At 71.8% G+C, this 24,227-nt stretch carries 25 protein-coding genes and 1 other RNA gene; 16 read left to right on the plus strand and 10 right to left on the minus strand.

What is annotated here, in order from left to right; genetic code table 11:
• Positions 1-6 precede the first annotated feature (6 nt).
• The 4 genes from EXE57_RS16930 to EXE57_RS16945 are packed head-to-tail and all read left to right on the plus strand — an operon-like array spanning position 7 to position 1,482.
• The gene (locus EXE57_RS16930; RefSeq protein WP_135079528.1) at positions 7-201 is read left to right on the plus strand and encodes a hypothetical protein; all 195 of its coding nucleotides are present in this window, start codon (positions 7-9) and stop codon (positions 199-201) included.
• A 2-nt stretch (positions 202-203) separates the two neighbouring features.
• Positions 204-593, plus strand: a complete 390-nt coding sequence (locus EXE57_RS16935) for a TadE/TadG family type IV pilus assembly protein (RefSeq protein ID WP_135079530.1) — start codon at positions 204-206, stop codon at positions 591-593.
• A complete protein-coding gene (locus tag EXE57_RS16940; RefSeq protein WP_135079532.1) occupies positions 590-1,027 on the plus strand; it encodes a hypothetical protein in 438 nt (145 codons plus the stop codon). The genes EXE57_RS16935 and EXE57_RS16940 overlap by 4 nt, the downstream gene beginning before the upstream one ends.
• A complete protein-coding gene (locus tag EXE57_RS16945; RefSeq protein WP_135079534.1) occupies positions 1,027-1,482 on the plus strand; it encodes a pilus assembly protein TadG-related protein in 456 nt (151 codons plus the stop codon). Before EXE57_RS16940 ends, EXE57_RS16945 begins: the two co-directional genes overlap by 1 nt.
• Positions 1,483-1,543: 61 nt before the next feature.
• Here the strand turns inward: EXE57_RS16945 and EXE57_RS16950 are convergent, their stop codons facing one another.
• The 4 genes from EXE57_RS16950 to EXE57_RS16965 form a co-directional block, all read right to left on the minus strand.
• Positions 1,544-2,956, minus strand: a complete 1,413-nt coding sequence (locus EXE57_RS16950) for an amidase (protein ID WP_135079536.1) — start codon at positions 2,954-2,956, stop codon at positions 1,544-1,546.
• 11 nt (positions 2,957-2,967) lie between these two features.
• On the minus strand, positions 2,968-4,131 hold the full coding sequence (locus EXE57_RS16955; RefSeq protein ID WP_135079538.1) for an NAD(P)/FAD-dependent oxidoreductase: 1,164 nt from the start codon (positions 4,129-4,131) through the stop codon (positions 2,968-2,970).
• Between the two features lie 103 nt (positions 4,132-4,234).
• Positions 4,235-5,869 (minus strand): esterase/lipase family protein, encoded by a 1,635-nt coding sequence (locus EXE57_RS16960; protein ID WP_135079540.1) that lies wholly within the window; start codon positions 5,867-5,869, stop codon positions 4,235-4,237.
• Between the two features lie 22 nt (positions 5,870-5,891).
• A complete protein-coding gene (locus EXE57_RS16965; RefSeq protein WP_167305955.1) occupies positions 5,892-6,626 on the minus strand; it encodes a class I SAM-dependent methyltransferase in 735 nt (244 codons plus the stop codon).
• 204 nt (positions 6,627-6,830) lie between these two features.
• Here EXE57_RS16965 and EXE57_RS16970 point away from each other — a divergent pair, with 204 nt between their 5' ends.
• The 3 genes from EXE57_RS16970 (at position 6,831) to prfB (ending at position 10,044) form a co-directional block, all read left to right on the plus strand.
• Entirely contained in the window at positions 6,831-8,327 is a 1,497-nt protein-coding gene (locus EXE57_RS16970; protein WP_244246882.1) for an MDR family MFS transporter, read from the plus strand.
• A gap of 69 nt (positions 8,328-8,396) precedes the next feature.
• On the plus strand, positions 8,397-8,852 hold the full coding sequence (locus EXE57_RS16975) for a CAP domain-containing protein (protein ID WP_208542894.1): 456 nt from the start codon (positions 8,397-8,399) through the stop codon (positions 8,850-8,852).
• A gap of 70 nt (positions 8,853-8,922) precedes the next feature.
• Positions 8,923-10,044 (plus strand): peptide chain release factor 2, encoded by a 1,122-nt coding sequence (prfB, locus tag EXE57_RS16980; RefSeq protein ID WP_135079547.1) that lies wholly within the window; start codon positions 8,923-8,925, stop codon positions 10,042-10,044.
• A gap of 7 nt (positions 10,045-10,051) precedes the next feature.
• Here prfB and EXE57_RS16985 read toward each other — a convergent pair whose 3' ends face one another.
• Genes EXE57_RS16985 through EXE57_RS16995 form a run of 3 tightly spaced genes read right to left on the minus strand, consistent with a single transcriptional unit; the run spans position 10,052 to position 13,125 of the window.
• Positions 10,052-10,363 carry an AtuA-related protein gene (locus EXE57_RS16985; RefSeq protein WP_135079549.1) on the minus strand — a complete coding sequence of 104 codons (312 nt, stop codon included), beginning with the start codon at positions 10,361-10,363 and terminating at the stop codon, positions 10,052-10,054.
• Positions 10,364-11,689 carry an acyclic terpene utilization AtuA family protein gene (locus EXE57_RS16990; RefSeq protein ID WP_208542895.1) on the minus strand — a complete coding sequence of 442 codons (1,326 nt, stop codon included), beginning with the start codon at positions 11,687-11,689 and terminating at the stop codon, positions 10,364-10,366.
• Entirely contained in the window at positions 11,686-13,125 is a 1,440-nt protein-coding gene (locus EXE57_RS16995; protein WP_135079553.1) for a CitMHS family transporter, read from the minus strand. The genes EXE57_RS16990 and EXE57_RS16995 overlap by 4 nt, the downstream gene beginning before the upstream one ends.
• Before the next feature lie 88 nt (positions 13,126-13,213).
• On the opposite strand from EXE57_RS16995, the gene EXE57_RS17000 reads away from it, so the two are divergent.
• From EXE57_RS17000 to EXE57_RS17010, 3 genes are all read left to right on the plus strand, one after another.
• Positions 13,214-14,182, plus strand: a complete 969-nt coding sequence (locus EXE57_RS17000) for a LysR family transcriptional regulator (protein WP_135079555.1) — start codon at positions 13,214-13,216, stop codon at positions 14,180-14,182.
• 73 nt (positions 14,183-14,255) lie between these two features.
• Positions 14,256-15,680, plus strand: a complete 1,425-nt coding sequence (locus EXE57_RS17005) for a GntP family permease (RefSeq protein ID WP_135079557.1) — start codon at positions 14,256-14,258, stop codon at positions 15,678-15,680.
• Positions 15,677-16,192 carry a gluconokinase gene (locus EXE57_RS17010; protein ID WP_135079559.1) on the plus strand — a complete coding sequence of 172 codons (516 nt, stop codon included), beginning with the start codon at positions 15,677-15,679 and terminating at the stop codon, positions 16,190-16,192. The genes EXE57_RS17005 and EXE57_RS17010 overlap by 4 nt, the downstream gene beginning before the upstream one ends.
• A 4-nt stretch (positions 16,193-16,196) precedes the next feature.
• On the opposite strand, the gene EXE57_RS17015 is transcribed toward EXE57_RS17010, so the two are convergent.
• Positions 16,197-16,823, minus strand: coding sequence for a hypothetical protein (locus EXE57_RS17015; protein ID WP_135079561.1), 627 nt, complete (start codon positions 16,821-16,823; stop codon positions 16,197-16,199).
• Between the two features lie 91 nt (positions 16,824-16,914).
• Here EXE57_RS17015 and ftsE point away from each other — a divergent pair, with 91 nt between their 5' ends.
• From ftsE to EXE57_RS17040, 5 genes are read left to right on the plus strand one after another with little or no spacing between them, the layout of a single operon-like run.
• Positions 16,915-17,604, plus strand: coding sequence for a cell division ATP-binding protein FtsE (gene ftsE / locus EXE57_RS17020; RefSeq protein ID WP_135079563.1), 690 nt, complete (start codon positions 16,915-16,917; stop codon positions 17,602-17,604).
• A 50-nt stretch (positions 17,605-17,654) separates the two neighbouring features.
• The gene (gene ftsX, locus EXE57_RS17025) at positions 17,655-18,566 is read left to right on the plus strand and encodes a permease-like cell division protein FtsX (protein WP_135079565.1); all 912 of its coding nucleotides are present in this window, start codon (positions 17,655-17,657) and stop codon (positions 18,564-18,566) included.
• Positions 18,567-18,622: 56 nt separating this feature from the next.
• A complete protein-coding gene (locus EXE57_RS17030) occupies positions 18,623-19,885 on the plus strand; it encodes a M23 family metallopeptidase (protein ID WP_135079567.1) in 1,263 nt (420 codons plus the stop codon).
• A gap of 47 nt (positions 19,886-19,932) precedes the next feature.
• Entirely contained in the window at positions 19,933-20,412 is a 480-nt protein-coding gene (gene smpB / locus EXE57_RS17035; protein WP_135079568.1) for an SsrA-binding protein SmpB, read from the plus strand.
• The gene (locus EXE57_RS17040) at positions 20,405-21,286 is read left to right on the plus strand and encodes an amidohydrolase family protein (RefSeq protein ID WP_244246883.1); all 882 of its coding nucleotides are present in this window, start codon (positions 20,405-20,407) and stop codon (positions 21,284-21,286) included. Before smpB ends, EXE57_RS17040 begins: the two co-directional genes overlap by 8 nt.
• On the opposite strand, the gene EXE57_RS17045 is transcribed toward EXE57_RS17040, so the two are convergent.
• Positions 21,270-22,490, minus strand: coding sequence for an HNH endonuclease signature motif containing protein (locus EXE57_RS17045; RefSeq protein WP_135079570.1), 1,221 nt, complete (start codon positions 22,488-22,490; stop codon positions 21,270-21,272). The two genes, EXE57_RS17040 and EXE57_RS17045, sit on opposite strands and share 17 nt — an antisense overlap.
• A gap of 163 nt (positions 22,491-22,653) precedes the next feature.
• Between EXE57_RS17045 and ssrA the strand changes: the two genes are divergently transcribed.
• Positions 22,654-23,024: a transfer-messenger RNA gene (gene ssrA, locus EXE57_RS17050) on the plus strand.
• Positions 23,025-23,158: 134 nt separating this feature from the next.
• Here ssrA and EXE57_RS17055 read toward each other — a convergent pair.
• On the minus strand, positions 23,159-23,878 hold the full coding sequence (locus EXE57_RS17055; protein ID WP_135079572.1) for a transporter substrate-binding domain-containing protein: 720 nt from the start codon (positions 23,876-23,878) through the stop codon (positions 23,159-23,161).
• Positions 23,879-24,227: the final 349 nt, after the last annotated feature.

Raw genomic sequence — 24,227 nt, forward strand, 5'->3', positions numbered from 1 at the left:
GGAACCATGCAGCAGCTGACCCTCCTGATGACCCGCCTGTACGTCGGGCTCACCGCACCCCGTGGCCGCGGCGACCGGGGTGACGTGCCCGGCTGGGTACTGATCACGGTGATGACCGTCGGCCTGGTGGCCATCATCAGCCAGGTGGCCGGAAGCGAGCTGAGGTCGATGTTGCGGGCGGCGCTGCGCAGCGTCGGCTGACCGTGACCCCTCCCAGCCGCCGCTCGTCGCGCGGGGCCGCGGTCGTCGACTTCGTGCTGGTCCTGGTGGTGCTGGTCCCGCTCTTCCTCGGGATCCTGCAGCTGGGGCTGGTGCTGATGGTCCGCAACACGCTCTCCTCCGCCGCTGCGGAGGGCGCCCGCCACGCAGCCGCCCTCGACCAGGACCTGGCCGACGGGCGAGCGCGCACCCGCGAGCAGGTCGACGACGTGCTCGCGGGCCGCTTCGCGCGCGACGTCGACGTACGCCTGGTGTCGCTGGACGGGCAACCGACGGTCGAGGTGCGGGTGCGCGCGACGGTGCCGCCGCTCGGACTGGCCGGGCCGGGTGTCCCGGTCGAGGTGGTCGCCCACGCGGTGGAGGAGTCGCCGTGAGGACGTGTCGCAGCCGCGGCGAGGACGGCACCGCGCTGGTCGAGCTGGTGTGGCTCGGCATCCTGTTGCTCGTCCCGGTGATCTGGATCGTGCTCTCGGTCTTCGAGGTGCAGCGAGGTGCCTTCGCGGTCACCAGCGCGGCGCGGTCGGCGGCCCGTGCCTACTCGCTCGCCGAGACCGACCCTGCCGGCGAGGTCAGGGCGCGGGCGGCGATCCGGCAGGCGCTCGACGACCAGGGCGGGGAGGGACGGGCGTTCCGGTTCGACATCAACTGCGGCAGCGGCGACTGCCACCTCGCCGGCGCCGTGATCACCGTCCGGGTCTGGACCCGCGTCGACCTGCCGCTGCTCCCCGGCATCCTCGGCGGCGACGCGCCGGGTTTCGCGCTCGACTCGACCCACACCGTGCCCGTCGGGCAGTTCCGGGACCTGTGATGGGTCATCAGAGGATCCCTGACGAGCGCGGCCAGACCAGCCTGCTGATCGTCGGACTGGCCGTGGTCCTGATGATGATGGTGGCGGTCGTGGTCGACGCGACCGCGGCGTACCTCCAGCGCCAGGGTCTCGCCACCGTCGCCGACGGCGCGGCCCTCGCCGGGGCCGACGCCGGGTCGCGCAACGAGCCCGACCTCTACACCGACGGCATCCGGGACGAGCCGCGCCTCGACCAGGCCCGCGCCCTGGCCGCCGCGGCGGTCGCCGACCACCTGCGCGAGACCGGTGCGTACGCCGAGTTCCCGGGCCTGCGCTACGCCGTCTCCCTTGACCCGGCCGACGACAGCGTGGTCGTACGGGTGCAGGCGCCGCTCGACCTGCCGCTCACCTTCCCGGGAGCGCCGCAGACAGCCCCGGTCTCGGCCAGCGCGTCGGCGACCGTGCTGCTCGACTGACCGGGAGAGCTCGCTGGCACATGAGCAGGGAGAGGCGCCGTCGAGACTGATCGGGGTGGACTCAGAGGTGGAAGGGCTCGTATCCCGGGGCCGTGCGAGGCCAGGGGTGCTCCGCCTCCCAGAGGGCGGCCAGGTCGAGCAGCCAGGCGTCGCTGTACCTGGGGCCGGTGACCTGGAGACCGAACGGCATGGCCCCGCACCGGCCGGCGGGAAGTGTGATGGCTGGGTGGCCAGTGAGGTTCTGCAGGAAGTTCACGTAGAAGTTCTCCCGGATCTGGCCATCGGGGTCGCTGGGGTGGGGCTCTCCGTCGTCGGCGAGCAGTCCCGAGACGCCGACGGTGGGGGTGACGAGGAGACGGTCCTCGCCGAGCAGGTCGTCGACGACTCTTGAAAAGTCGAAGCGTCGTCGCCTGGCCGCGAGGTACTCGTCGATACCGATCGTCAAAGCGTCGCCGAGGAAGTCCTGGGACGTCGGGTGCATGCGGTCGAGCCCGGACTCCACCCAGTCGCGCCCGAGCGCGGAGACGTGCTCGGCGCCAACGAGCGTGTCCCAGACATCGACCAGCTCGTCGCGGTCGATCGGTTGGCCGACGCCAAGGTGCTCGACCGGGCACCCACACAGTTCAGCGAACGCCGCCGAGGCCTGGTCGAATGCGGCCGCGACGGATCTCGGGAGCGGGAGGCCGTCGCCGAATCCCGTCCCCAGGAAGAGCCGAGCCGGCAGGAGGGGGTGCGGGCTGCCCCCTCGTATCCCTTGTCCGGGAGCGACGTCGGGGTCACCGGGCTCATGTCCGGAGAGGACATCGAGAAGCAGCCGCAGATCCGCCACGGTGGTGGCGAACGGGCCGTCGGTGTTCAGGTCGATCCAGTCGGGCACCGGTCGTCGCGCGACCATGTTGTGGGTGGGCTTGATCCCGACGAGCCCGCAGAGCGCAGCTGGTTGTCTGATCGAGCCAGCGCCGTCGGTAGCGGTCGCGATCGGCACCATTCCCGCTGACAGGGCTGCGGCCGATCCTCCGCTCGAGCCCCCGGGCGAGTAGTCGAGCGCCCACGGGTTGCGTGTCACTCCGGTGAGCAGGCTGGCCGTGAAGCCCGCGCATGCGAACTCCGGTAACGCCGTCTTGCCCACGACGATCGCACCCTCGGCACGAAGACGAGCTGGTGCCAGTCCGTCGCGGTCGGCCGGGGCGGCGTCGGCGAGCAGGACGGAACCTTTGCGGGTCGACATTCCCGCGACATCCTCCAGATCCTTCACCAGGACGGGAACCCCGGCCAGCCGTCCGGTCGGCGTGGACCGGTCGAGCGCCTGGGCCTCTGCGAGCGCCTCCTCGGCTCGGAGGCCGATGACGGCGTTGAGGGCCGGGTTGAGCCGTTCGATTCGTCGGAGCGCCTCTTCGACGGCCTCAGTCGCTCTCGCGCGCTTGGCCCGAACCGCGTCAGCAGTCTCGAGCACGGGGCCGGCGTTCGTATCCATCTCGGGCGCCGTCACTCGCCGACCGGCGTCCAGTCCCGCCCGAACCACCGCAGCGCCCGGTCCGTCCCGAAGGCCCGCTTGTCGGCGGCCAGCGCCAGCGACGGACCCTCCAGGGTCCCGTGCGGTGCCTCGCCGGGCGTGAAGGTGACGTCGACCTTGCCGATCCGGCCCCCGCCGAGCTCCATGTAGCAGATGCCGCGGCCGTCGTAGCCGGCGCTCGACGTGGTCAGGGCCCGCTCCCGGATGATCTGCTCGGCCACGACCGCGGCCTGCCCCTCCGCGAAGACGCCTGCCTTCGGCGTCCCCACGCTGGTCACGTCGCCCACTGCGTAGACCCCGGCGAAGCGGGTCCGCAGCGTCTGCGGGTCCACCGGGACCCAGCCGTCCTCGGCCAGCCCGCTCGCCACGACCACGGCCGGCGCCCGGTGCTTCGGCACCGCCAGCAGCAGGTCGCAGTCGAGCGTGTCGCCGTCGGAGCAGACCAGCCGGCGACCGCGGTCCTCGACCGACCGGACCATCGCCCCCGGACGGAAGCCGATGCCGCGCTCCGCGAACGCCTCGAGCACCGCCTCCGACGCCTGCGGCGACGGCGGGATCGGGCGGGGGAGCGGCATCACGAGCTCGATCTCCGACCGCTCGCGCAGCCCGCGCCCGGTCAGGAAGTCGTGAACCATCAGCGCCGTCTCGCTCGGTGCCGGCGGGCACTTGAACGGCGTCGAGGTCACCGCGACCACGACCCGCCCGCCCTCGAACCGCTGCAGCGCCTGGCCCGCCTCGATCGCGCCCGCGACCGAGTAGAACTCGTGGCCGCCGTCGGTCAGGCCGGGCGTGGCCGCCGGGTCGAGGTCGGCGCCCAGCGCCACCACGAGGACATCCGCCTCGAGCGTGCCCGAGCCGAGCGTGACGACGTGGCCGACCGGGTCGATCGCGACCACCTCGTCCCGGACCAGCGTCACGCCCGGGTGGGCGAGGTCGGCGTACGCCAGGTGCACGTGATCGGCCGTGGTCCGCCCGAACATGACGTCGAGCTTGGAGAAGCCGAAGACGAAGCCGTCGCTGCGGTCGACGAGGCGTACGTCGACCTCCGACCCCAGCGCGGCCGAGAGCCGCGTGGCCACCTCGAGCCCGCCGAAGCCGGCGCCCAGGATGACGACGCGGAGTGGTGCTGCCGCCACGGTTGCCTCCCCCCGGCCTCCCGACGGGGAGGCGCTCTCCGAGGGTCCTCCGCGCCGACGGGGCAGGTCAATGGGCAGGTGCGCCGGTCTCGACCGGGCGGACTCACGCCCGGTCGATGGCCACCCGCAGGATCCCCTCGAAGCCCGTGCCCTCCACCTCGAAGAGCCAGTCGCCGCTGGAGGTCCGCTCGAGGTGGCGTACGGCGGCCGAGGCGGCGTCGGACTCCTGCTCGGCCGCCAGCGCGGCCAGCTGGTCGCGCGTCGGCGGCTGGCTGCCGCCGACGTACTGCTCGCCGGTGTGGAGGAAGAGCTCCGGCTCGGTGCCGGGGAACGCCTGGACGTAGTACTGCTTGCGGAAGATGACGTTGTCGGAGAAGCCCACCCCACGGGTGTCGCGCTCGGTCACCGACACGTCGAGGCGGAAGACCAGCCCGGGCGCCTTCGTGTCCGGCTTCTGGTGGCCGTCGACCCAGCCCTCCCAGATCAGCCGGTTGGCGCCGGCCCAGCCGGTGGTCGCGTCGCCCTGGTCGGCGAGCGGCTTGCTGAGCTCGGTCGCGAGGTCGGGCGGCCCGTCGGTCAGCGCCGCGTCGCGGAACGGCCCGTAGCAGTTCTCGGCCTCGCTGCTCTGGTGGAAGAGCTCGAAGTCGACGAAGCGCGGCTTGATCGTGACCCCGAGGTAGAACTCGCTGCGGCCGAACCAGTCCTGGCCGCGCTGCACCTTCGCCTCGTCCAGCCACAGCCGGATCCGGTGGGTGCCGTGGAGGAACCGCATCGTGATCTCGTACGCCTCGCGCGAGGTCACCAGCGAGTCCTGCCCGCCGTGGCACTTGTGGACGAAGGTCCGCGGCGCGCCCGGCAGCTGGGCCGAGGCCTGCTTGACCAGCCCGTCGCTGCGGTTGGTGGCCAGCGACCCCTCGTCGAGCAGCGTGGAGACCCGGTTGAGCAGCGAGGAGCCCGCGACCCCGTAGCTCTTGTGGTTGGTGCCGACGACGGTGAGGATCCGCTCGACCGGGAACGCCTTGGCCACCTCGAGGAACCGGGTGCTGCGCGGGTCGAAGGAGCTCAGCTCGTCAGCGCCCTCCTTGGCACCGGGCAGGGCGCGCAGCAGCCAGTCCGGCAGTCGCTGGAAGGCGATGCCCCGGTGGGGCGTCCCGAGCGTGACCACCTTGTGCACCAGCTCCTGCGCCGACCCGGCCCGGTCCGCCTCCATCGCCAGCAGCGCCTCCCGGACCACCAGCCCGCCCATGCTGTGGGCGACGACGTCGACGCCGGTGAAGCTGCCCGGCTCCTGCTTCTCGAGCGCCCGCCGGATCAGGGTGATCAGCCGGACCATCTGCCGGCCGTACGTCGCCAGCGACCGCGGCGTCAGGTCGTAGTAGCGGTAGACCCAGATCGTGCCGCGCGCCGCCTCGCGGAGCACCCGCCGGGCGATGGCGGGGTCGATGACCACCCGTCCGCTCGCGTCCCCGGGGTCGAAGCCGTCGAGGTCGTCGGGGGCGCCGACGTCGTCGGCGTAGTAGCCGATCACGTTGGTGGCGTCGGTGTAGCGGTGCCGCTCGGCCTTGAGCGCCCGCAGCAGGAAGCCCTCGTAGATGTAGTTGTCGCCGCGGCGCCCGGGATAGACGGTGCCGTCGTTGTAGCCCTGGTAGGCGCTGCTCTGCTCGGCGCTCACGTCGAGCCCGCCGAAGCCGCGGACCAGGATCAGGGGTCGGGCGGCGATCTCCACGGTGTCGTTCATGTCGGCTCCTTCATCGGACGGTTCATCGGACGGCCCGAAAGGACAGGTGCCCCATCAGGTGCGGCGACCCCACGGCGTACGCGAGCCGGCTCCAGGCGGGCGCGAACCAGCCGACCCCCTTGGGGAGGTACCAGGCGTAGCGGGCGGTGTCGTCGAAGCAGCGGAACTCCACCTCGCGGAACCCGCTCGCGCCGAGGTGGCGGGCCAGGCGGCGCATCGAGTTGAGGCGGTACTCGGTGCGGAAGTGCTCGTGGTGGTGGTGATGGCCGTCGTCGTGCCCGTGCAGCTGCTCGAGCAGCCGGTCGGCGACCCCGAGCCGCGAGAGCGCCCAGGTGGTCGCGCCGAAGTAGTGCTCGACGTTCGGGGTCAGGGCGAACAGGGTCCCGCCCGGCTTCAGGACCCGGGCGCAGGCAGTCGTGAACGCTGCGGGGTCGGCCACGTGCTCGAGGACGTAGATCGCGATCGCCAGGTCGAAGCGCCCCTCTGCCTCGGACGCGTACTCCTCCAGCGTCGTCCGGTGCCGCTCGGCGAGCGAGCGGTTGCGCTCGATCGCTGCGTCGGGGTCCACGCCCACGACGTACGGCTCCCGTCGCAGCAGCGGTCGCAACGACCCCGACCAGTTCTCGCCGGCGCCGATGCTCAGCACGACGGACCCCGGGCGGCAGTCGGTCGCCGCCCAGCGGGCCAGGCCGCCGAGCGGGCCGCGGGGCGGGCGCACCACGACGGCGGTGGTCGTGATCTCCGTGGTCTCCTCCACGGGGCACCCCCTCGACCGCTCCAACCCGGACCGCGGTCCCCATGACCCGTACCGACGATGGTCCCGCCGCGGGCGCGTCCGCGCAACGGGTCGGGAAATCCGGTGGCCCGGGGGAATCCCTGCGTGATCCGATGAGTTGTCGACGAAGGCCCGGTCTTCACCGGCATGTCCACCACCTGCGAGTCCGATCCCCTGGGAGCACCCGTGCCCGAGCACAGCCCGACGTCCACCACCGAGCGCCCGGTGGAGTCGCCGTACGCCGTGCTGCGCTGGCTGGTGCTTGCGACCTTCGTGGTGATCCTCAACGAGACGATCATGGTCAACGCGATCCCGCGGCTGATGGTCGAGCTCGACGTCTCCGCGCGCAGCGCGCAGTGGCTCTCGACCGCCTTCATGCTGACGATGGCCGTGGTCATCCCCGTGACCGGCTGGTTCCTGCAGCGCGTGACCACCCGGCAGGCGTTCCGGACCGCCATGGGCGTCTTCCTCCTCGGCACCCTGGTGTCGGCGCTCGCCCCCACCTTCGGGGTGCTCGTCGCCGGACGCATCGTGCAGGCGGCCGGCACCGCCGTGATGCTGCCGCTGCTGATGACGACCCTGATGACGATCGTGCCCGTCCACGACCGCGGTCGGGTGATGGGCAACGTGTCGCTCGCGATCTCGGTCGCGCCCGCGCTCGGCCCGGCGGTGTCCGGCGTCGTGCTGCAGTTCGCCTCGTGGCGCTGGCTCTTCGGCCTGGTGCTGCCGGTCGCCGCCCTGATCACCTGGTTCTCGCTGCGCAAGCTCACCGACGTGGGGGAGACCCGCCCGGCGCGGCTGGACGTGCCCAGCGTCGTCCTGGCCGCGCTCGGCTTCGGCACGCTCGTCTACGGGCTGAGCCAGATCGGGGCCGAGAGCGGCTCGACGGTCCCGGCGCCCGCGCTGGTCGGTGCGGGCCTGGTCGTGGTCGGCATCTTCCTGCTCCGGCAGCGCCTGCTCCAGCGGCGTGACACCCCCCTGCTCGACCTGCGGGTCCTGAGCCACCGCACCTACGCCGTCGGCGTCACCGTCCAGTCCGTGTCGTTCCTGGCGATGATGGGCGCGATGATCCTGCTGCCCCTGTACCTGCAGGAGCTGCGTGGCCTGAGCCCGCTCCAGACGGGTCTGCTGGTCGCCCCCGGCGGCATCGCGATGGGCCTGCTCGGCCCCCGCGTGGGCCGCGTGTTCGACCGGGTCGGTGCCCGGCCCCTCGTCGTCCCCGGAGCGATCGGGGTCGTCGCGGGGCTGGCCGTGCTGAGCAGGGTCGGCGAGACCACGCCGTACGCCCTGGTGCTGGGCGCGCACGTGCTGCTGATGGTGAGCCTGGCCGCGCTGTTCACGCCGGTCTTCACCCTCAGCCTCGGTGCCCTGCCACCGCACCTCTACTCCCACGGCTCGTCCTTCCTCGGCACCACCCAGCAGGTCTCCGCCGCGATCGGCACCGCCGTCTCGGTGACCGTGCTGTCGTCGCGCACCAACGCCCTGCTCGACGCGGGCGCTGCTCCGAGCGCGGCCTTCGTCGGGGGCGTCCAGTGGGCCTTCGGGGCCGCGGCCCTGATCTCCGTGGTCGTGGTCGGCCTCGTGCTGCTCCTCCCGGCGCGGGCGCCGAGCGAGGACGAGGACGCCGCCGGCGGGGGCGACGAGACCCTCGAGGTGTCGGAGGGCGACCCCACCCTGGCGTGAAACCTCGCGCCGATCCGGACCCGGCGCTACCCTCGAGGGACTCCTCCGCCCCCCGATAGGAGCCCCCCGTTGCGTACCCTCACGTCCCGGACCGTCCTCGCGTCGGTCCTGCTCGCCCTCCTCGTGTCGCTGGTGCCCGCCTCCGCGCAGGCCCAGACGCCCGGCCGCTACCAGGACCAGGCGCGGAGCTCGACCAACGCCAAGCGCGTCGACCACGACCACGCCCGGCTCCGCAAGAGCGTCTGCGTGCAGCGTTTCGCGCGCCGGCAGGCGACCCGGATGGCCAACCAGGAGCGGATGTTCCACCAGGACCTCGGCCGCGTCATGAACCGGTGCAACCTCACGATGGCCGGCGAGAACGTGGCCTACGGCTACGCCACCGGTCGCGCCGTGGTCCGCGGCTGGATGAACTCGCCCGGCCACCGCGCCAACATCCTCGAGCCGCGCTTCCGCCTGCTGGGGATGGCGGCCCGCCGCAGCGACGACGGCCAGTGGTACGCCGCGCAGGTGTTCGGCCGCCGCTGAGCCCGGCGCCCGCGGCGCTCCACCCCGCCGATGGGGCGACCCATCCGCCCCGACGGTAGCCTTGCTCCTCGTGGCAGGCCCCGACTACGACTCCGAGATCAAGCAGCTCCAGGCGACGATGAAGACCATCGGCCAGGTGCTCGACCTCGACGCCATGCGCGCCGAGATCGCCGACCTCGGTGAGCAGGTCGCCGCACCCGACCTCTGGGACGACCAGGACAACGCGACCCGCGTGACGGGCCGGCTCTCGCTGCTCCAGGGCGAGCTCGACCGCTTCACCGCCCTCCACGGCCGGATCGAGGACCTCGAGCTCATGGTGGAGCTCGGTCGCGAGGAGAACGACGAGGAGACCCTGGTCGACGCCGAGCGTGAGCTCGGCAAGATCAAGAAGGCGGTCGAGAGCCTCGAGATCCGGACCCTGCTCAGCGGCGAGTACGACGCCCGCGAGGCGCTCGTGACGATCCGCTCCGGGGCCGGCGGCGTCGACGCGGCCGACTTCGCCGAGATGCTGATGCGGATGTACACGCGCTGGGCCGAGCAGCACAAGTACTCCGTCGAGGTCTTCGACACCTCCTACGCCGAGGAGGCCGGCCTCAAGTCGGCCACCTTCGCGATCCACGCGCCGTACGCCTACGGCACGCTCAGCGTCGAGGCCGGGACCCACCGGCTGGTGCGGATCAGCCCCTTCGACAACCAGGGTCGCCGGCAGACGAGCTTCGCCGCTGTCGAGGTGGTGCCGGTGCTCGAGCAGACCGACGAGATCGAGGTCCCCGACGAGGACGTCCGCGTCGACGTCTACCGCTCGGGTGGCCCGGGCGGCCAGTCGGTCAACACCACCGACTCCGCCGTCCGGCTGACCCACATCCCGACCGGGGTCGTGGTGAGCTGCCAGAACGAGAAGTCGCAGCTCCAGAACAAGGCCAGCGCCATGGTGGTGCTCAAGGCCAAGCTCCTGGCGCTGAAGAAGGCCGAGGAGGAGGCGCAGCTCAAGGAGCTCAAGGGCGACGTGCAGGCGTCGTGGGGCGACCAGATGCGCAACTACGTCCTCAACCCGTACCAGATCGTCAAGGACCTGCGGACCGGCTACGAGTCCGGCAACCCGGCCTCGGTCTTCGACGGCGAGATCGACGACTTCCTCGAGGCCGGCATCCGCTGGCGCCGGGGCGCCGACAAGGCCGCCGCCGACGCCTGAGTGCGGTTCAGTCCACCAGCTCGAGCCCGAGCAGGTGGTGGCTGAGGGTCTTGCCGTGACCGTCCAGCACGGTGGATCCCGTCACGCCTCCCTCGAGCACCCCTGACAGCACCAGGACGAGGGCGGGCAGGCCGGGCAGCTCCCGGCGTACGACCCCGGACGCCGGGAGGTCACCGAAGTGTGCTGCCACGCGGTCCGGGGTCAGGTGCGTGAGCAGGGTCGCGTAGGCGTCCCCGTCGCGCGGCAGCACCGCCAGGATGAGCGTGTCGCCCTTGTCCCCGGCCCGCACGTCGGCCAGGTCGTCCACCACCGTGCTCACTCAGACCACCTCCACTCGCGGGGTCACGGCGACCCTGGGCATCAGGCACGACCGGATGGAGACCAGCTCGTGGTGCGTGCTCCGGGCGCCACCGCCCCCTGCCGGGCCATTCGTGTAGAGGGACTCGACCTCCCACCCCACCGCGTGGGCCGCCTCCTCGCGAGGGGTGTGGGCGGACACCCGGAGCCGGACCTCCGGCGCGTCGCGGGCGAGTGCCCAGCCGCGGAAGGCGGCTCCCGCGCCGATCAGCTCCACCGTCACCGTGTCCTCCTGCAGCCCGTGGACCGTGACGAGCCGTTCCCGGACGACCTCGGCCGCGAGCTCGGCCCTGGCCACCGCCCTGGGCCCCGCATAGCTGATCTGGCCCTCGCCGAGCCACCCGTCGCGGAAGCCGACGGTGACCTTGAGCTGCTCGGGTCGGGGAGTGCCCGCACCTCCGGAGAGGGCCACCCGGTCCGGACCCGCGCTGACCAGCTGCGCGGCCGAGAAGTCGGCGGTGACGTCGGGAGTGAGGTAGGCGCCGGGGTCGCCGACCTCGTAGAGCAGCTGGGCGGCGCAGGTCCGGGGGTCCAGGCGGCCGCCGCTCGTCGTCGTCTTGCCGAGGACGGCGCTGCCGTCCGGGTCGACGTCGGCGAAGGGGAAGCCGAGGCGAGCCAGCCCGGGGACCGGCTGGGTGACGGGGTCGGCGAAGTAGCCTCCCGTGAGCTGGCCGGCGCACTCGAGCAGGTGCCCGACCATCGTCCCGGCGCCGAGGCGGTCCCACTCGTCGGCGGCCCAGCCGTGGGCGTGGACGAGCGGAGCCACGTAGAGCGAGGGGTCGGCGACGCGACCCGCGACGACGACGTCGGCGCCCGTCTCGAGCGCCTCCACGATCACGTCGGACCCGAGGTAGGCGTTGGCGGAGATCAGCTCGGCCGTCTCGGAGGAGAGGGGACGACCGGTCTCCCACAGAACCGGGTCGAGGTCACGTACGACCTCGAGCACGTCGTCCCCGGTCACCACCGCGATCCTGCTGGGGACGCCCGCCCGGTCGGCGATCCTGCGGGCCAGCTCGCCGCCGGCCACCGGGTTGGCCGCACCGGAGTTGGTGATGATCGTGGTGCCCTTCTCGTGTGCGGTCGGGAGCACCGCACTCAGCCGTCGCCCGAGCAGTGGGTCGTGACCGGTCGCGGGGTCTGCCATGCGGCGGGCGTGCCCGGCGGCGACGGTGCGCTCGCCGAGGCACTCGAAGACCAGGTGGTCGAGGTCGCCGTGGGTCACCAGGTCCACGGCCGGGTCGATCCGGTCGCCGGCGAAGCCGGCCCCGGCCCCGAGCCGGACGCTCACGCCCACAGCGGCACCGCGCCGGTGACGACGGCGGCCGCCAGCATGACGAGGCTGACCAGCCAGGCCCACCCGATCAGGTGGCGGATGTGGCGGCCGATGTCCACCCCGCCGAGGCCGACGAGGAGGAAGAACGATCCGGTGAGCGGGCTGATCGGGAAGCCGACGGTCTCCTCGCCGAGGAGCGAGGCCTGCGCGATGTCCACGCCGGAGACCCCGAACTGCTCGCCGATGCCGATGAGGACCGGCAGCACTCCGAAGTAGTAGGCGTCCGGGCCGAAGACCAGGCTCAGCGGGACTCCCAGGACGCCGGCGAGCAGCGGCAGGGCCGGGGCTGCCTGACCGGGGAGGGCCGAGACAGCGGTGTCGGCCATCGCCTCGATCATGCCGCTCCCCTCGAGGATCCCGAGGAAGACGCCGGCCGCCAGCAGCGTCGTGGCCATCAGCATCGCTCCCTTGGAGTGGGCCTCGATCCGCCGCGTCTGCTCGGCGAGACCGGGGTAGTTGACGACGAGGGCGATGACGACGCCGACGAGGAAGACGACCTCGGGGAGGGCGATCCCGGCCACGAGCACGGCGATCACGGCCACGGTCAGCGCAACGTTGAACCAGAACAGGCGCGGTCGACGGAGCTCGGCCTGCACGTCGTCAGGTGCGCCCGCCGGCTCCAGCGGCGCGGGCTCGACGGCGCGTCCAGCGGCCCGGGACCTCGGCTCCTCGTCGGAGGCCGACGCTGCCGCGCCGGTCGTGACCGTCACCTCGCGCCGCGCGACCGTGTCGTCGCTCTGCTCCGCGGTCGTCCCGTCGTCCTGACGGCCGACGGCGGAGAGCCGCCGGTCCTCGGAGCGCCCCAGGTGCCAGGCCACGAGGACCACGCAGACCATCCCGACCACCTGGGCGGGGATCAGGGGAGTCCACAGCTCGTTCACCCCGACGCCGGTGGTGGTGGCGGCACGGGCCGTGGGGCCGCCCCAGGGCAGGAGGTTCATGACGCCGGCCCCGAGTCCGACACAGGTCGTCAGCACCAGGCGGCTCATGCCGAGCCGGTCGAAGATCGGCAGCATCGCCGGGATGGTGATCAGGAACGTCGTCGCTCCGGCGCCGTCGAGATGGGCCGCCATCGCGAGCAGCACGGTGCCGATGCAGACCGTCACGGGCGCGTTGCCCGCGAAGCGCACGATCCGCGTGATGATGGGATCGAACATGCCCGCGTCCCGCATCAGGCCGAAGTAGACGATCGCGAAGACGAACATGGTCGCGGTCCCGACCACGCCACCCAGGCCCGCCGTGACGAGCTCGCCGATCTCCGCAGGTCCGAAGCCGGCGATCAGGGCGCCCACGATCGGGACGCCGGCGAGGGCCACGACGGCGGCGACCCGGTTGGTGAGCAAGAGGGTCAGGATGACGGCGACGGTGAGGTAGCCGATGAGTGACAGCATGACGGCCTTTCAGGAGGGACGGCTCGACCGAGTGTGACTGCCCTCACTCGAGCACGTCCAACATTGATCTGACATATATTGATGTGCTGTGAGCATCAATATCGGCGTGAGGCACCTGCGCGCAGTGGTGGCCGTCGCCGATGCCGGGGGCTACACCGCGGCCGCCGGGCAGCTCCGGGTGGCGCAGTCGTCGCTCTCGCGAACGGTCCTGGAGGCGGAGCGCCGCCTCGGCGTCCAGCTCTTCGAGCGGACCACGCGCCGGGTGGCTCCCACGGCCGACGGCGTCGAGCTCGTACGAGCGGCGCGGCGGCTCCTCGCGGAGTTCGACGCGACGCTGGCCAACTTCGAGGGGTACCTGTCGGGGGAGCGGGGGACCATCGTCGTCGCGGCGCTCCCGTCGGTCGCAGCCACCCTGCTGCCCGCGGCGCTGGCGGCGTTCCGAGGCCCTCGGCCCGAGGTGTCGGTGAGCGTGCGCGACGGTCTCTCAGGGGAGGTCCTCGAGATGGTGCGCACCGGAGCGGTCGACCTGGCGCTCACCGTCGCGTCGCAGGACACCGAGGACCTCCTGGTGCGGCGCGTTGCCACGGACACGTTCGCGTGCGTCTTCCCCGAGGGGCACCAGCTCGCCGAGCAGGACACCGTCCGGTGGGCCGACCTCGCCGGACGGCCCTTCGTCTCCTTCGACACCACGTCGAGCATCCGGGACCACGCCGACCGGACCCTGCGCGAGCGAGGCGTCTCGGTCGGCCCGCAGACGGAGGCGCGCAACATCGCGGCGGTCGCGGGTCTCACCGCAGCAGGCCTGGGGGTGACCGCGGCCCCCGGCCTGGTACTGCCCCTGATGCAGTTCGCAGGCCTGCTGTCCCGGCCTCTCGTGGACCCCGTCGTACGGCGGGACATCTGCGTCGTGCAGCACCCCGAACGGCCCGTCTCGCGCACGGCGGGGGAGCTGGTCCAGCTGCTCCTCCACGCCTCTGACCGGGAGGTCGAGCTCCCCGACCTCGTCTCGTGGGCACAGCCCAACCGAGGTCCGGGCGCCGCAGCCCCGGACGCCTGACGGTCGGTCCGGCGCCGCGGGTCCGGGGTGCTCTAGGGTCGGGTGACCCAGTTCACTCGCTCGGGAGGTCCCTGTGGATCCGGCACCCATCGAACCGGCGTACTCCGCCGGCATCCTGCTCGCCATCGCCGGCGTCGCCGTGCTCCTGCTGCTGTTCCTCATCATCCGGCTGAAGATGCACGCGTTCGTCGCGCTGATCCTCGTCAGCGTGCTGACGGCGATCGCCACCCAGATCCCGCTCACGGACGTCGCGTTCGTGACGACGTACTTCTTCGGCAAGACACTCGGCACGGTCGCCCTCCTGGTGGGGCTCGGGGCGATGATCGGGCGGCTGCTGGAGGTGACCGGCGGCGCGCAGGTGCTGGCCGACACCCTCATCAACAAGTTCGGCGAGAAGCGGGCGCCGCTCGCGCTGGGCATCGCGGCGCTGCTCTTCGGCTTCCCGATCTTCTTCGACGCCGGCCTCGTGGTCTTCCTGCCGATCATCTTCTCCGTCGCCAAGCGCTTCGGCGGCTCGGTGCTGATCTACGCGCTCCCCGCGGCCGGTGCCTTCGCTGCGATGCACGCGATCGTCCCGCCGCACCCGGGGCCGGTGACCGCCGCTGACCTGCTGGGCGCGAGCATCGGACTGACGCTGCTGATCGGCACTCCGGTCGCGGTCCTCGCCTGGTACGTCGGCTCCTACCTCTTCACCCGCTACTACGGCGGCAAGATCTACGTGCCGATCGACGACAGCATGCTCACCGGTCGCAAGGCGGACGAGCCCGGCGTCGGCGGCGGCACCGGCACCGCGACCGAGACCCGCACCGAGGCGCCGCCGACGTTCGGGCTGGTGCTGACGATCCTGCTGCTGCCGCTGGTGCTCATCGGCATCAACACGATCCTCACCACGCTGGTGCTCGCCGGCACCATCGGGGAGTCGGCCGTGGTCGACGCACTGGTCTTCATCGGCCAGACGCCGATCGCGCTGCTGATCACGCTGCTGGTCGCGACGTACACGCTCGGGACGCGCGGCCGTTCGCTCGCCGACACGGAAGTGATCCTGAACGACGCGCTCGCCCCGATCTGCGCGATCATCCTGATCACGGGTGCCGGCGGCATGTTCGGCGGCGTGCTGCGCCACAGCGGCATCGGCACGGCCCTCTCCGACTCGCTCGCCGACCTCGGCCTGCCGCTGATCGTCTCGGCCTTCGTGATCGCCACCATCCTGCGCGTCGCGCAGGGCTCGGCGACGGTGGCGCTGACCACCACGGCCGGGCTGCTGAGCACGGCTGCCGCGGGCGCCGACCTGTCGTCGGTCGACCTGGTCTGCCTGGTGCTCGCGATCGCCGCCGGCGCGACGGTGCTCTCCCACGTCAACGACTCCGGCTTCTGGCTGGTGAGCCGGTTCTTCGGGATGGACGTCAAGACCACGCTCCGCACCTGGACCGTCATGGAGACGACGCTCGGGCTGTCGATCTTCGTGCTGGCGCTGGCGCTCTGGTACGCCACGCCATGACCGGGAGCGGGCCGGTCTGGCACCTGGTCTTCATGGGGGTGTCCGGGTCGGGCAAGTCGACGGCCGGCCAGGCGGTCAACGCCCGGCTGGGGTGGGAGTTCGCCGAGGGCGACGACTTCCACCCGCAGGCCAACATCGACAAGATGTCGGCCGGCCGGCCGCTGGTCGACGAGGACCGGATCCCGTGGCTGGAGTCGCTCGCAGCCTGGACGCGTGAGCGCGACGCGGCCGGGCAGCCGACGATGATCAGCTGCTCGGCGCTGAGGAGGTCCTACCGCGACATCCTGCGGACCGGCGGCGAGCACACGTTCTTCGTGCACATGGTCGGCGACAAGGGGCTGCTGCTCGAGCGGATGAGCAGCCGCGACCACTTCATGCCGCCCACCCTCCTGGAGTCCCAGCTCGACACCCTCGAGCAGTTCGACGACGACGAGGCAGGCATGGCGGTCGACGTCGACCAGACGCCCGACGAGATCGCCCAGCAGGTGCTCACCCGCCTCGACCTCGCCTGACTCCTCAGGCGCGCGCCGCCTCGAGCACGGCCACGCACCACTCCTCCGTACGCTCCTCGAGCCGGACGGGGTCGTCGACGGGTCCGAGGGTGCAGGTGAGCCAGCCGTCGCCGAGGAGCCCGCGCCAGGAGGACTCGACGCCCTCCTCGGTCCGGCAGCGCAGGGCCACGGACGGCTTCCCGAAGTCGCCGCTGCCGACCCGGGTGCACCGGCCCCTCGCGGCGTCGGCCGCCAGGCGGCGCGCACGGGCCGGTGTCACGGGTGGCGCGAAGACCCAGGCGCGGGCCGCCGTACCGTCCGGGGCGGTCCAGGAGCAGCCGTACTCGTGGGAGACGCTCCGCGACCCGTCGGGCAGCCGGAACCGATCGCCGTTGGCGTGCTCCTCGTGCGCCTCGGGCACGTCGCCGAGGGCGTGCTCGATGCCGGTGGGGGAGACCCGGTCGCAGAAGGGGGCGCGGGCGGCCACCGCTCCCGCCACGTCGTACGCCGCCAGCGACGTCGGCTCCGGCGCGGGGACCTGGCTCGCGGGCGACTGGCCGGCCGGTTCGCCGCCGGTGCAGCCGACCAGCGCCAGCGTGGCCGCGGCCACCCCCAGCCGCCCGGCCCCCGAGGCCCGTCGCCCTCCGCGCATGGCAGAACTCTGTCATGCGGCGGCCGGTCCGTGGCGCGCCCGGGGGGCGAGGGTTGGGAGGCACCGCGGTGCCTCGACTACTCTCGATCCGGTGATTCGCTTCGAGAAGGTCGACAAGACCTACCCCGGTCAGGGCGCTCCCGCCCTCGACAACGTCTCCGTCGACGTCGAGAAGGGCGAGTTCGTCTTCCTCGTCGGCGCCTCCGGCTCGGGCAAGTCCACGTTCCTGCGGCTGGTGCTGCGCGAGTCCCGCCCCACCTCGGGCCGGGTCTACGTCGCCGGCAAGGAGATCAACCGGCTCGCCGGCTGGAAGGTTCCCCGCCTGCGGCGCCAGATCGGCACCGTCTTCCAGGACTTCCGGCTGCTGCCGAACAAGACGGTCTCCGAGAACGTCGCCTTCGCGCTCCAGGTGATCGGCAAGGGCGCCGGCGACATCAAGACGCTGGTCCCCGAGACCCTCGAGATGGTCGGGCTCGACGGCAAGGGCGACCGGTTCCCCGACGAGCTCTCGGGTGGTGAGCAGCAGCGCGTCGCGATCGCCCGTGCGTTCGTCAACCGTCCGATGATCCTGATCGCCGACGAGCCGACCGGAAACCTCGACCCGGCCACGTCGGTCGGCATCATGAAGCTGCTCGACCGGATCAACCGGACCGGGACGACCGTCGTCATGGCGACCCACGACTCGAGCATCGTCGACCAGATGCGCAAGCGCGTCATCGAGCTGGAGGGCGGTCGCGTCGTGCGCGACCAGGCGCAGGGCGCCTACGGCTTCCAGCACTGACCGACCCGCGAGCCCACCCGCTCCCCACCCCGAAGAGAGCCTCCTCACCGATGCAGCTGCGTTACGTCTTCTCAGAGCTCGGCCAGGGCCTGCGCCGCAACCTGTCCATGCACATCGCGGTGATCCTCACCCTGTTCGTCTCGCTCACCCTCGTGGGCTTCGGCGTCATGCTCAACCAGCAGGCCACCCGCGCCGGTGAGCAGTGGGGCAACGAGCTCCAGATCACGGTCTTCATGTGCCGCGACAACGATCCGGACCCGGCCTGCCCGACCGAGGTCACCGCGCCTCAGCAGCGGGCGATCGAGGACGTCGTCGACGAGAGCCCCGAGGTCTCCAGCTGGTACGTCGAGTCCAAGGCCGAGGCGTTCGAGAAGGTCAAGGTGCTGATCGGCCCTGAGAAGTTCGAGGGCCCCAACGCCGCCGCGACCCAGGCCGACATGGCCAAGTCGATCTGGATCACGCTCGAGGACCCCGACGAGTTCCAGGGCATCACCAGCGCCGTCCAGGGCCTCGACGGCGTCAGCCAGGTCCGTGACCAGCGCCAGGTGGTCGGCCCGATCCTGCGAGGCATCGACGCGATGCAGATCGGTGCGTTCGTGATCGCGGTGTTCCTCGTGATCGCGGCCCTGCTGCTGGTCGCCAACACCATTCGACTCGCTGCCCTGGCCCGCCGCCGCGAGATCGGGATCATGCGGCTCGTGGGAGCCTCCACCCTCTACATCGCGCTGCCGTTCCTCCTCGAGGCGGTGGTTACCGCGATCATCGGCGTGGCCCTCGCCGCGGGGGCCATGGGGGCCTTCATGTGGTTCGGCGTTCGGCAGCGGCTCGAGGACTTCGTGGGCTTCATCCCGTGGATCGGGCTGCCCGAGTACCTCGTCGCCGTGGCGGTGGTCGCCGTGGTGGGTCCGCTGCTCACGCTGCTGCCGACACTCGTGCTGACGCGGAAATACCTCAAAGTCTGATCCTGCTCGGTTACCGTCGAGGTGTTCCACTTCCCCGAACCTCGAAGGCAGACCCGGTGCGCTTCTTCCCCCGTACCGCTCGCCACCGCCTGTTCGCAGCCGCCTCGGCGGGTGTGCTGGCGCTGGGCGCGGTGAGTGTTCCCCTGGCCCACGCCGACGACCTCGACGACCGTCGCAAGAACGTCGAGAAGCGCCTCGAGCACGCCGACCACGCGCTGGAGGAGTCCAGCGCCCGGATGCGCCGGGCCGCCGCCGCCCTCGACGCCGCCCGCGCCGAGCTCGACCAGGCCCGCGCCGAGCTCGCGAGCACGCTGGCCCAGCTCGATGTCGCGCGCGAGCGTGACGAGGCGATGCGGATCAAGCTGGAGCAGGCGCGCGCCCGGCTGGAGCAGGCCCAGGCCGAGCTCGCCACCGGTCGGGCGGACCTCTCGCAGCAGCGGGAGGCCGTCACCTCGATGGTGACCCAGATGTACCAGGACGGCGACACCCAGCTGGAGACCTTCGCCTCGATGATGCAGGCCCAGAACCCCGCCGACCTCACCTGGGCCGAGGAGGCCCGCGACGTGGTCGTCCAGCGCGAGACACGGGCCTACGACGAGCTCCGCGCCTCCGAGGTGCTGCTCCAGGTCCGTGAGGAGCAGGTCGCCGAGGCCGAGGCCGAGGTCGAGGTCGAGCGCCAGGAGGCCGCCGAGCACCTGGTCGTCACGCAGGACCTCACCGCCCGAGCCCGCGAGGCCAAGGCCCGCGTCGTCGACACCGTCACCGCGCGCCGCAGCGCCCAGCAGCGCGCCGCCATCGCCCGGCAGCGGGACCTGCGCGACCTGCAGAAGCTGAAGGCCGAGGAGCAGAGGATCACGGAGCTGATCGCCCGGCGGTCGGCCCGGGCCAGCACCCCGTCGTACTCACGGTCCCAGTCGGGCGGCGGCTTCCTGTCCAACCCCATCCCCGGGGGCTACGTCACCTCGCCGTTCGGGATGCGCACGCACCCGATCTACGGCTACTACTCGCTCCACAACGGGACGGACTTCGGGGGCGGCTGTGGCCTGCCGCTGGTCGCGTCGGCGTCCGGCACGGTCGTGTCGACGTACTACTCGTCGACCTACGGCAACCGAGTGTTCGTCCACGTCGGGAACGTCGGCGGCAAGAGCCTCACGATCGTCTACAACCACCTGTCCTCGGACACGGTGAGCGCCGGACAGCGGGTCGAGCGCGGCCAGGTCGTCGGCTACTCCGGGACCACCGGCTGGTCGACCGCCTGCCACCTGCACTTCACGGTCCTGGTCAACGGGCAGCCCGTGAACCCGATGGGCTGGCTCTGACCTCCGCCGGCTCCAAACCCGTTGCCCCTGCCTGAGAGAATGGTCGGATGGCCAGGGAGCAGGGGCAGAAGATGGTCGCGCAGAACAAGAAGGCGCGCCATGACTACCACATCGACGACACCTACGAGGCCGGCATCGTGCTGGTCGGCACCGAGGTGAAGTCGCTGCGGCAGGGGCGTGCCTCGCTCGTCGACGGCTTCGCCGAGGTCGACGACGGCGAGGTGTGGCTTCACAACGTGCACATCCCGGAGTACTCCCAGGGCACCTGGACCAACCACGCCGCGCGCCGGCGCCGCAAGCTGCTGCTCAACCGCTCCGAGATCGCCCGGATCGAGCGCAAGGTCTCCGAGAAGGGCTTCACCCTCGTCCCGCTCGCGCTCTACTTCAAGGACGGCCGGGCCAAGGTCGAGATCGCGGTGGCGCGCGGCAAGAAGGAGTACGACAAGCGGCACACCATCGCCGCCCGGACCGCGAACCGTGAGAAGGAGCAGGCGTTGGGCCGCCACCTGAAGGGCATGCGTGACTGAGCCTGGGTGGCAGCGCCTGGGTCTTCCCGGACTTGTCGACCTCCACACCCACTTCCTGCCGCCGCGGGTGATGGCCAAGGTGCGGGCCCAGTTCGACGCGGCCGGCCCGCTGATCGGCCGGCCGTGGCCGCTCCGCTACCGCGACAGCGACGAGGCGCTGGTCGAGGTGCTGCGCGGCCTCGGCGTACGACACTTCACGGCACTGGCCTACGCCCACAAGCCCGGCATGGCGGAGTTCCTCAACGACTGGACCCACGACTTCGCCGAGCGGGTGCCGGAGGCGCTGCGGTGCGCGACGTTCTACCCGGAGCCCGACGCAGCGGCGTACGTCGCCGAGCGGGTCGCCGGGGGAGTGCAGGTGATGAAGGTGCACGTCCAGGTCGGCGCCTTCGACGTCCGCGACCCGCTGCTGGACGTGCCGTGGGGCATCCTCGCCGAGGCGGGCACGCCGGTGGTCCTGCACGCGGGCAGCGGGCCGGTCCCGACGGAGTTCACCGGCCCCGGGCCGGTCGCGGAGCTGCTCGGACGCCACCCGCAGCTGCGGCTCGTGATCGCCCACGCGGGCGCGCCGGAGTACCGCGAGTTCCTGGAGCTGGCCGAGCGCCACGAGCACGTCGCCCTCGACACGACGATGGCCTTCACGGAGTTCTTCTCCGAGATGGGCGGAAGCTGGCCGCAGGACCTGACGCCCCGCCTGGGCGACCTCGGCCTGGCGGGCAAGGTCTTCCTGGGCACCGACTTCCCCAACATCCCCTACCCGTACGAGACGCAGCTCGACGCGCTCGAACGCCTCGACCTCGGCGACGAGTGGTTGCGTGCAGTGCTGTGGCACAACGGTGAGCGACTGATCCATCCGGCTACGTCCGCCGGGTGAACCGGACGCTGCCGTCGGGCAGCCGGGCGTGACGGAACCCCCGGTCGTGGATCCGCCGGTGGTGGAACCCGCACAGCGGCACCATGTCGGCGCGGTCGGTGCGGCCGCCGCGTGACCAGGGTCGTCGGTGGTGGAGCTCGGTCCACGCGTACGGGACCTCGCAGCCGTCGGCCGCGCACGAGGTGTGGGTGAGCACGCCCGCGGTGCGCTGGGCCTCGGTGAAGAGCCGCTGGCTCCGGCCGAGGTCGAGGGGCTGGGACTGCCCGCCGAGGACCGCGGGCACGAGGCCGGCGTTGCAGGCGAGGCGGCGGGCCTCGCCGGCGGAGACCAGGTCGCCGGTGTCGAGCCCGGCCGCCTTGAGCCGGCCGCGGAGGGTGTCGAGGTCGAGCTTCACGAGCACGGTGGCGGCGACCTTGCCGTGGAGGTGGTCGGTCGGGACGCGCTCCAGCAGGGTCGCGAACGCCAGCCCCCGGTCGTGGGCGGGACCGCGGTCGACCGCCTGGTCGCCGGCCTGTGCGCGGCCGGCGCCGAGCCGCCCGCGTCGGGGTGCGGTCATGGTGTCGAGGACCCGTCGCAGGATCGAGGCCGCCAGTGTGGGGACGGTGAAGTGTCCGGAGGTCGTGCCGTCGCCGTGGTCGTGGAGGGTCAGCCGCGTCCGAGCCAGGGCCGCGGCCTCCTCGTCGACCAGCAGGCCGTCCTCGTGGGCGTCGACGACCGCCGGGTCTCGCTCCACCGCCTCGAGCGCCCGCCGGGCGAGTCGCCGCAGCTGCACCGGGTCGCAGGTCCGCGCCTGCTCGACCAGCCGTGACTCGACGGCGCCGGTCTGGGCGGGCGTGAGAGCCGCCGGGAGCTTGCGCTTCGCATCCGCGATCACCGCGGCGTGCTCGACCGAGACGTCGCCGCTGGCCAGCGCCGAGGCGGTGGCACGCAGGTCGCGGTCCAGGGAGGTGGCGAGCCGGGCATGGCGGGCCGCCTGGGCCTGCCCGGCGCGGGTCTGGCTCGCCAGCCACGAGCCCGCGTCGCGGGCACCCGACCGCTGTGGCACCAACGCATGGTCGGCGGCTGCGACGAGCCGAAGCTTGAGCGCCTCGAGCCGGCGTACGGCCCGGTCGCACTCGACCACCGCCACGGCGTACCCCTCCGACGGGACGCCCGGCTGCACCCGGTCGAGGGCCGCGTGGACCTCCTGCAGCAGTGTCGACATCGGACCCTCCTCTCCGCGGTCGGCTACATCGAACGTGTGTTCGATTCTAGGCGGCGGCGGTGACAGGGATCAACGGTGTCGCTGAGCCTGTGGAGAGGAATGGATGCGACGCGGTGGGCGTTCACCCCTACACTGCGTGGAGCAGTTGATTGACAACTCCAGAGGGGCTGATCGGTTTCGACTTGGGACGTTAGTTCCAGGGGAAGCGGGTCGAGAAGCCAGCGTCATCTCGTAAACGATCGCTGGAAACCTATAGTTGCCGACTCTAAGCGCAACGACTTCGCTCTCGCTGCCTGAGCAGTGATCGAAGGGTCTGACCGGGCATCCGTCCTCGTCCCGGACCCAGGCCTCATCTAGAGGACTTGCTGCTCATCTCCTGTCAGGAGGGGTGAGCGGGACTTTTTCCTGACTGGGCCTGTCGGCGACGTGTCTGTGCGAGCGCCGGGGCCGAGAAAAGCGACATCACCGACTGCACCCGGAGAAGACCTGGTTCGACGCTCGAGGACGCGGGTTCGATTCCCGCCAGCTCCACCAAGGGGTCTTCGCAGAATGAACGCGAAGACTTCGCAGAATCAGCGGATCCGGTGGCCACCCACCGGATCTCATCCCTCTGAACACGAGAGCCGCCCCGACACCCGTCGGCGCGGCTCTCGTTCGTCGCGCCTGCTTCATGCGGCGGGTGGGGCGACCGTCGCGTCACGTCGGCCGGATCGGTCGAGGGCGCGCGCGATGAAGCCGTTGGCTTTCAGCTCCTCGACGAAGGCGTGCAGGAATCCGATCGTCTGGTCGCTGCGGGAGCGGGTGGTCCCGACCGCCTGCTTGATCTCCATGAAGTGTGGCTCGAGCAGCCGGGTCCCGCGGTGGCTGGCGGCGAAGTCGACGACCGGCTGCCTGATGCCGGCGGCGACCTCCAGCTGCTGCTCGCTGAACACCGAGGTGCCCTCGCTGCCACGGACGACCTCTGCGTGAGCCAGGGTGCGGGTGAGGAACAGGTCGTAGGCGGACCCCCTCTTGACCCCGACCCGGACGCCTGGCCGGTCGACGTCGGCGGCCGAGGTGAGGGATGAGTGGTCGGGAACCGCGAAGACACCCTCGATGACCGCGTACGGCGCGGTGAACGCGACCGTCTCCTCGCGAGCAGGATCGACGGCAAGGAAGCAGATGTCGGCCCGGCCCGCGGCCATCGCCTCAAACGAGTCACGCGCGGCATCGAAGCAGATCAGCTCGACCGGGAGGCCGAGCCGAGAGCCGAGCTCACGGGCGATGTCGACGGTGACGCCGCCTGGGGCGTCGGGCGCGCCTTGGGCGAGCACCGGGTTGCCGAGGTTGATCGACGCACGCAGGGTGCCGGTCGGGGCGAGATCGTTGGTGATGTCCACGAGCCGCATGGTGCCAGCCGCGGTGTTCGTGGCAGCGGTTGACGTTTCGGACCGGGTGCTGGTTCCGGCGGTCTGGGGTGCAGACATCCGTGCCTGTCCGCAGAAACAGTCGGCTGACCCGAGGGTTTCGAAATCTACGAACACCCCACCAACCGACTGAGGGTGCCCGCACCACTGCGCGTGCCCCGGTCGCAAGTGACAGGCCCAGCCGTGGTGCGGCTGGGCCTGTTCGCGCCCCAGGCTCTGTGATCCTCGCCCCCGCTCGGCGGGACGCAGCGACCAGCAGGGCTGGCCTGGGCGAGCGTGGCCATGGAGCTGTCGGAATGGCCGGCCTTGGGGTAGGCGGCGGATCCGCCTG

This window comes from Nocardioides euryhalodurans, from assembly GCF_004564375.1.
Classification (GTDB): domain Bacteria; phylum Actinomycetota; class Actinomycetes; order Propionibacteriales; family Nocardioidaceae; genus Nocardioides; species Nocardioides euryhalodurans.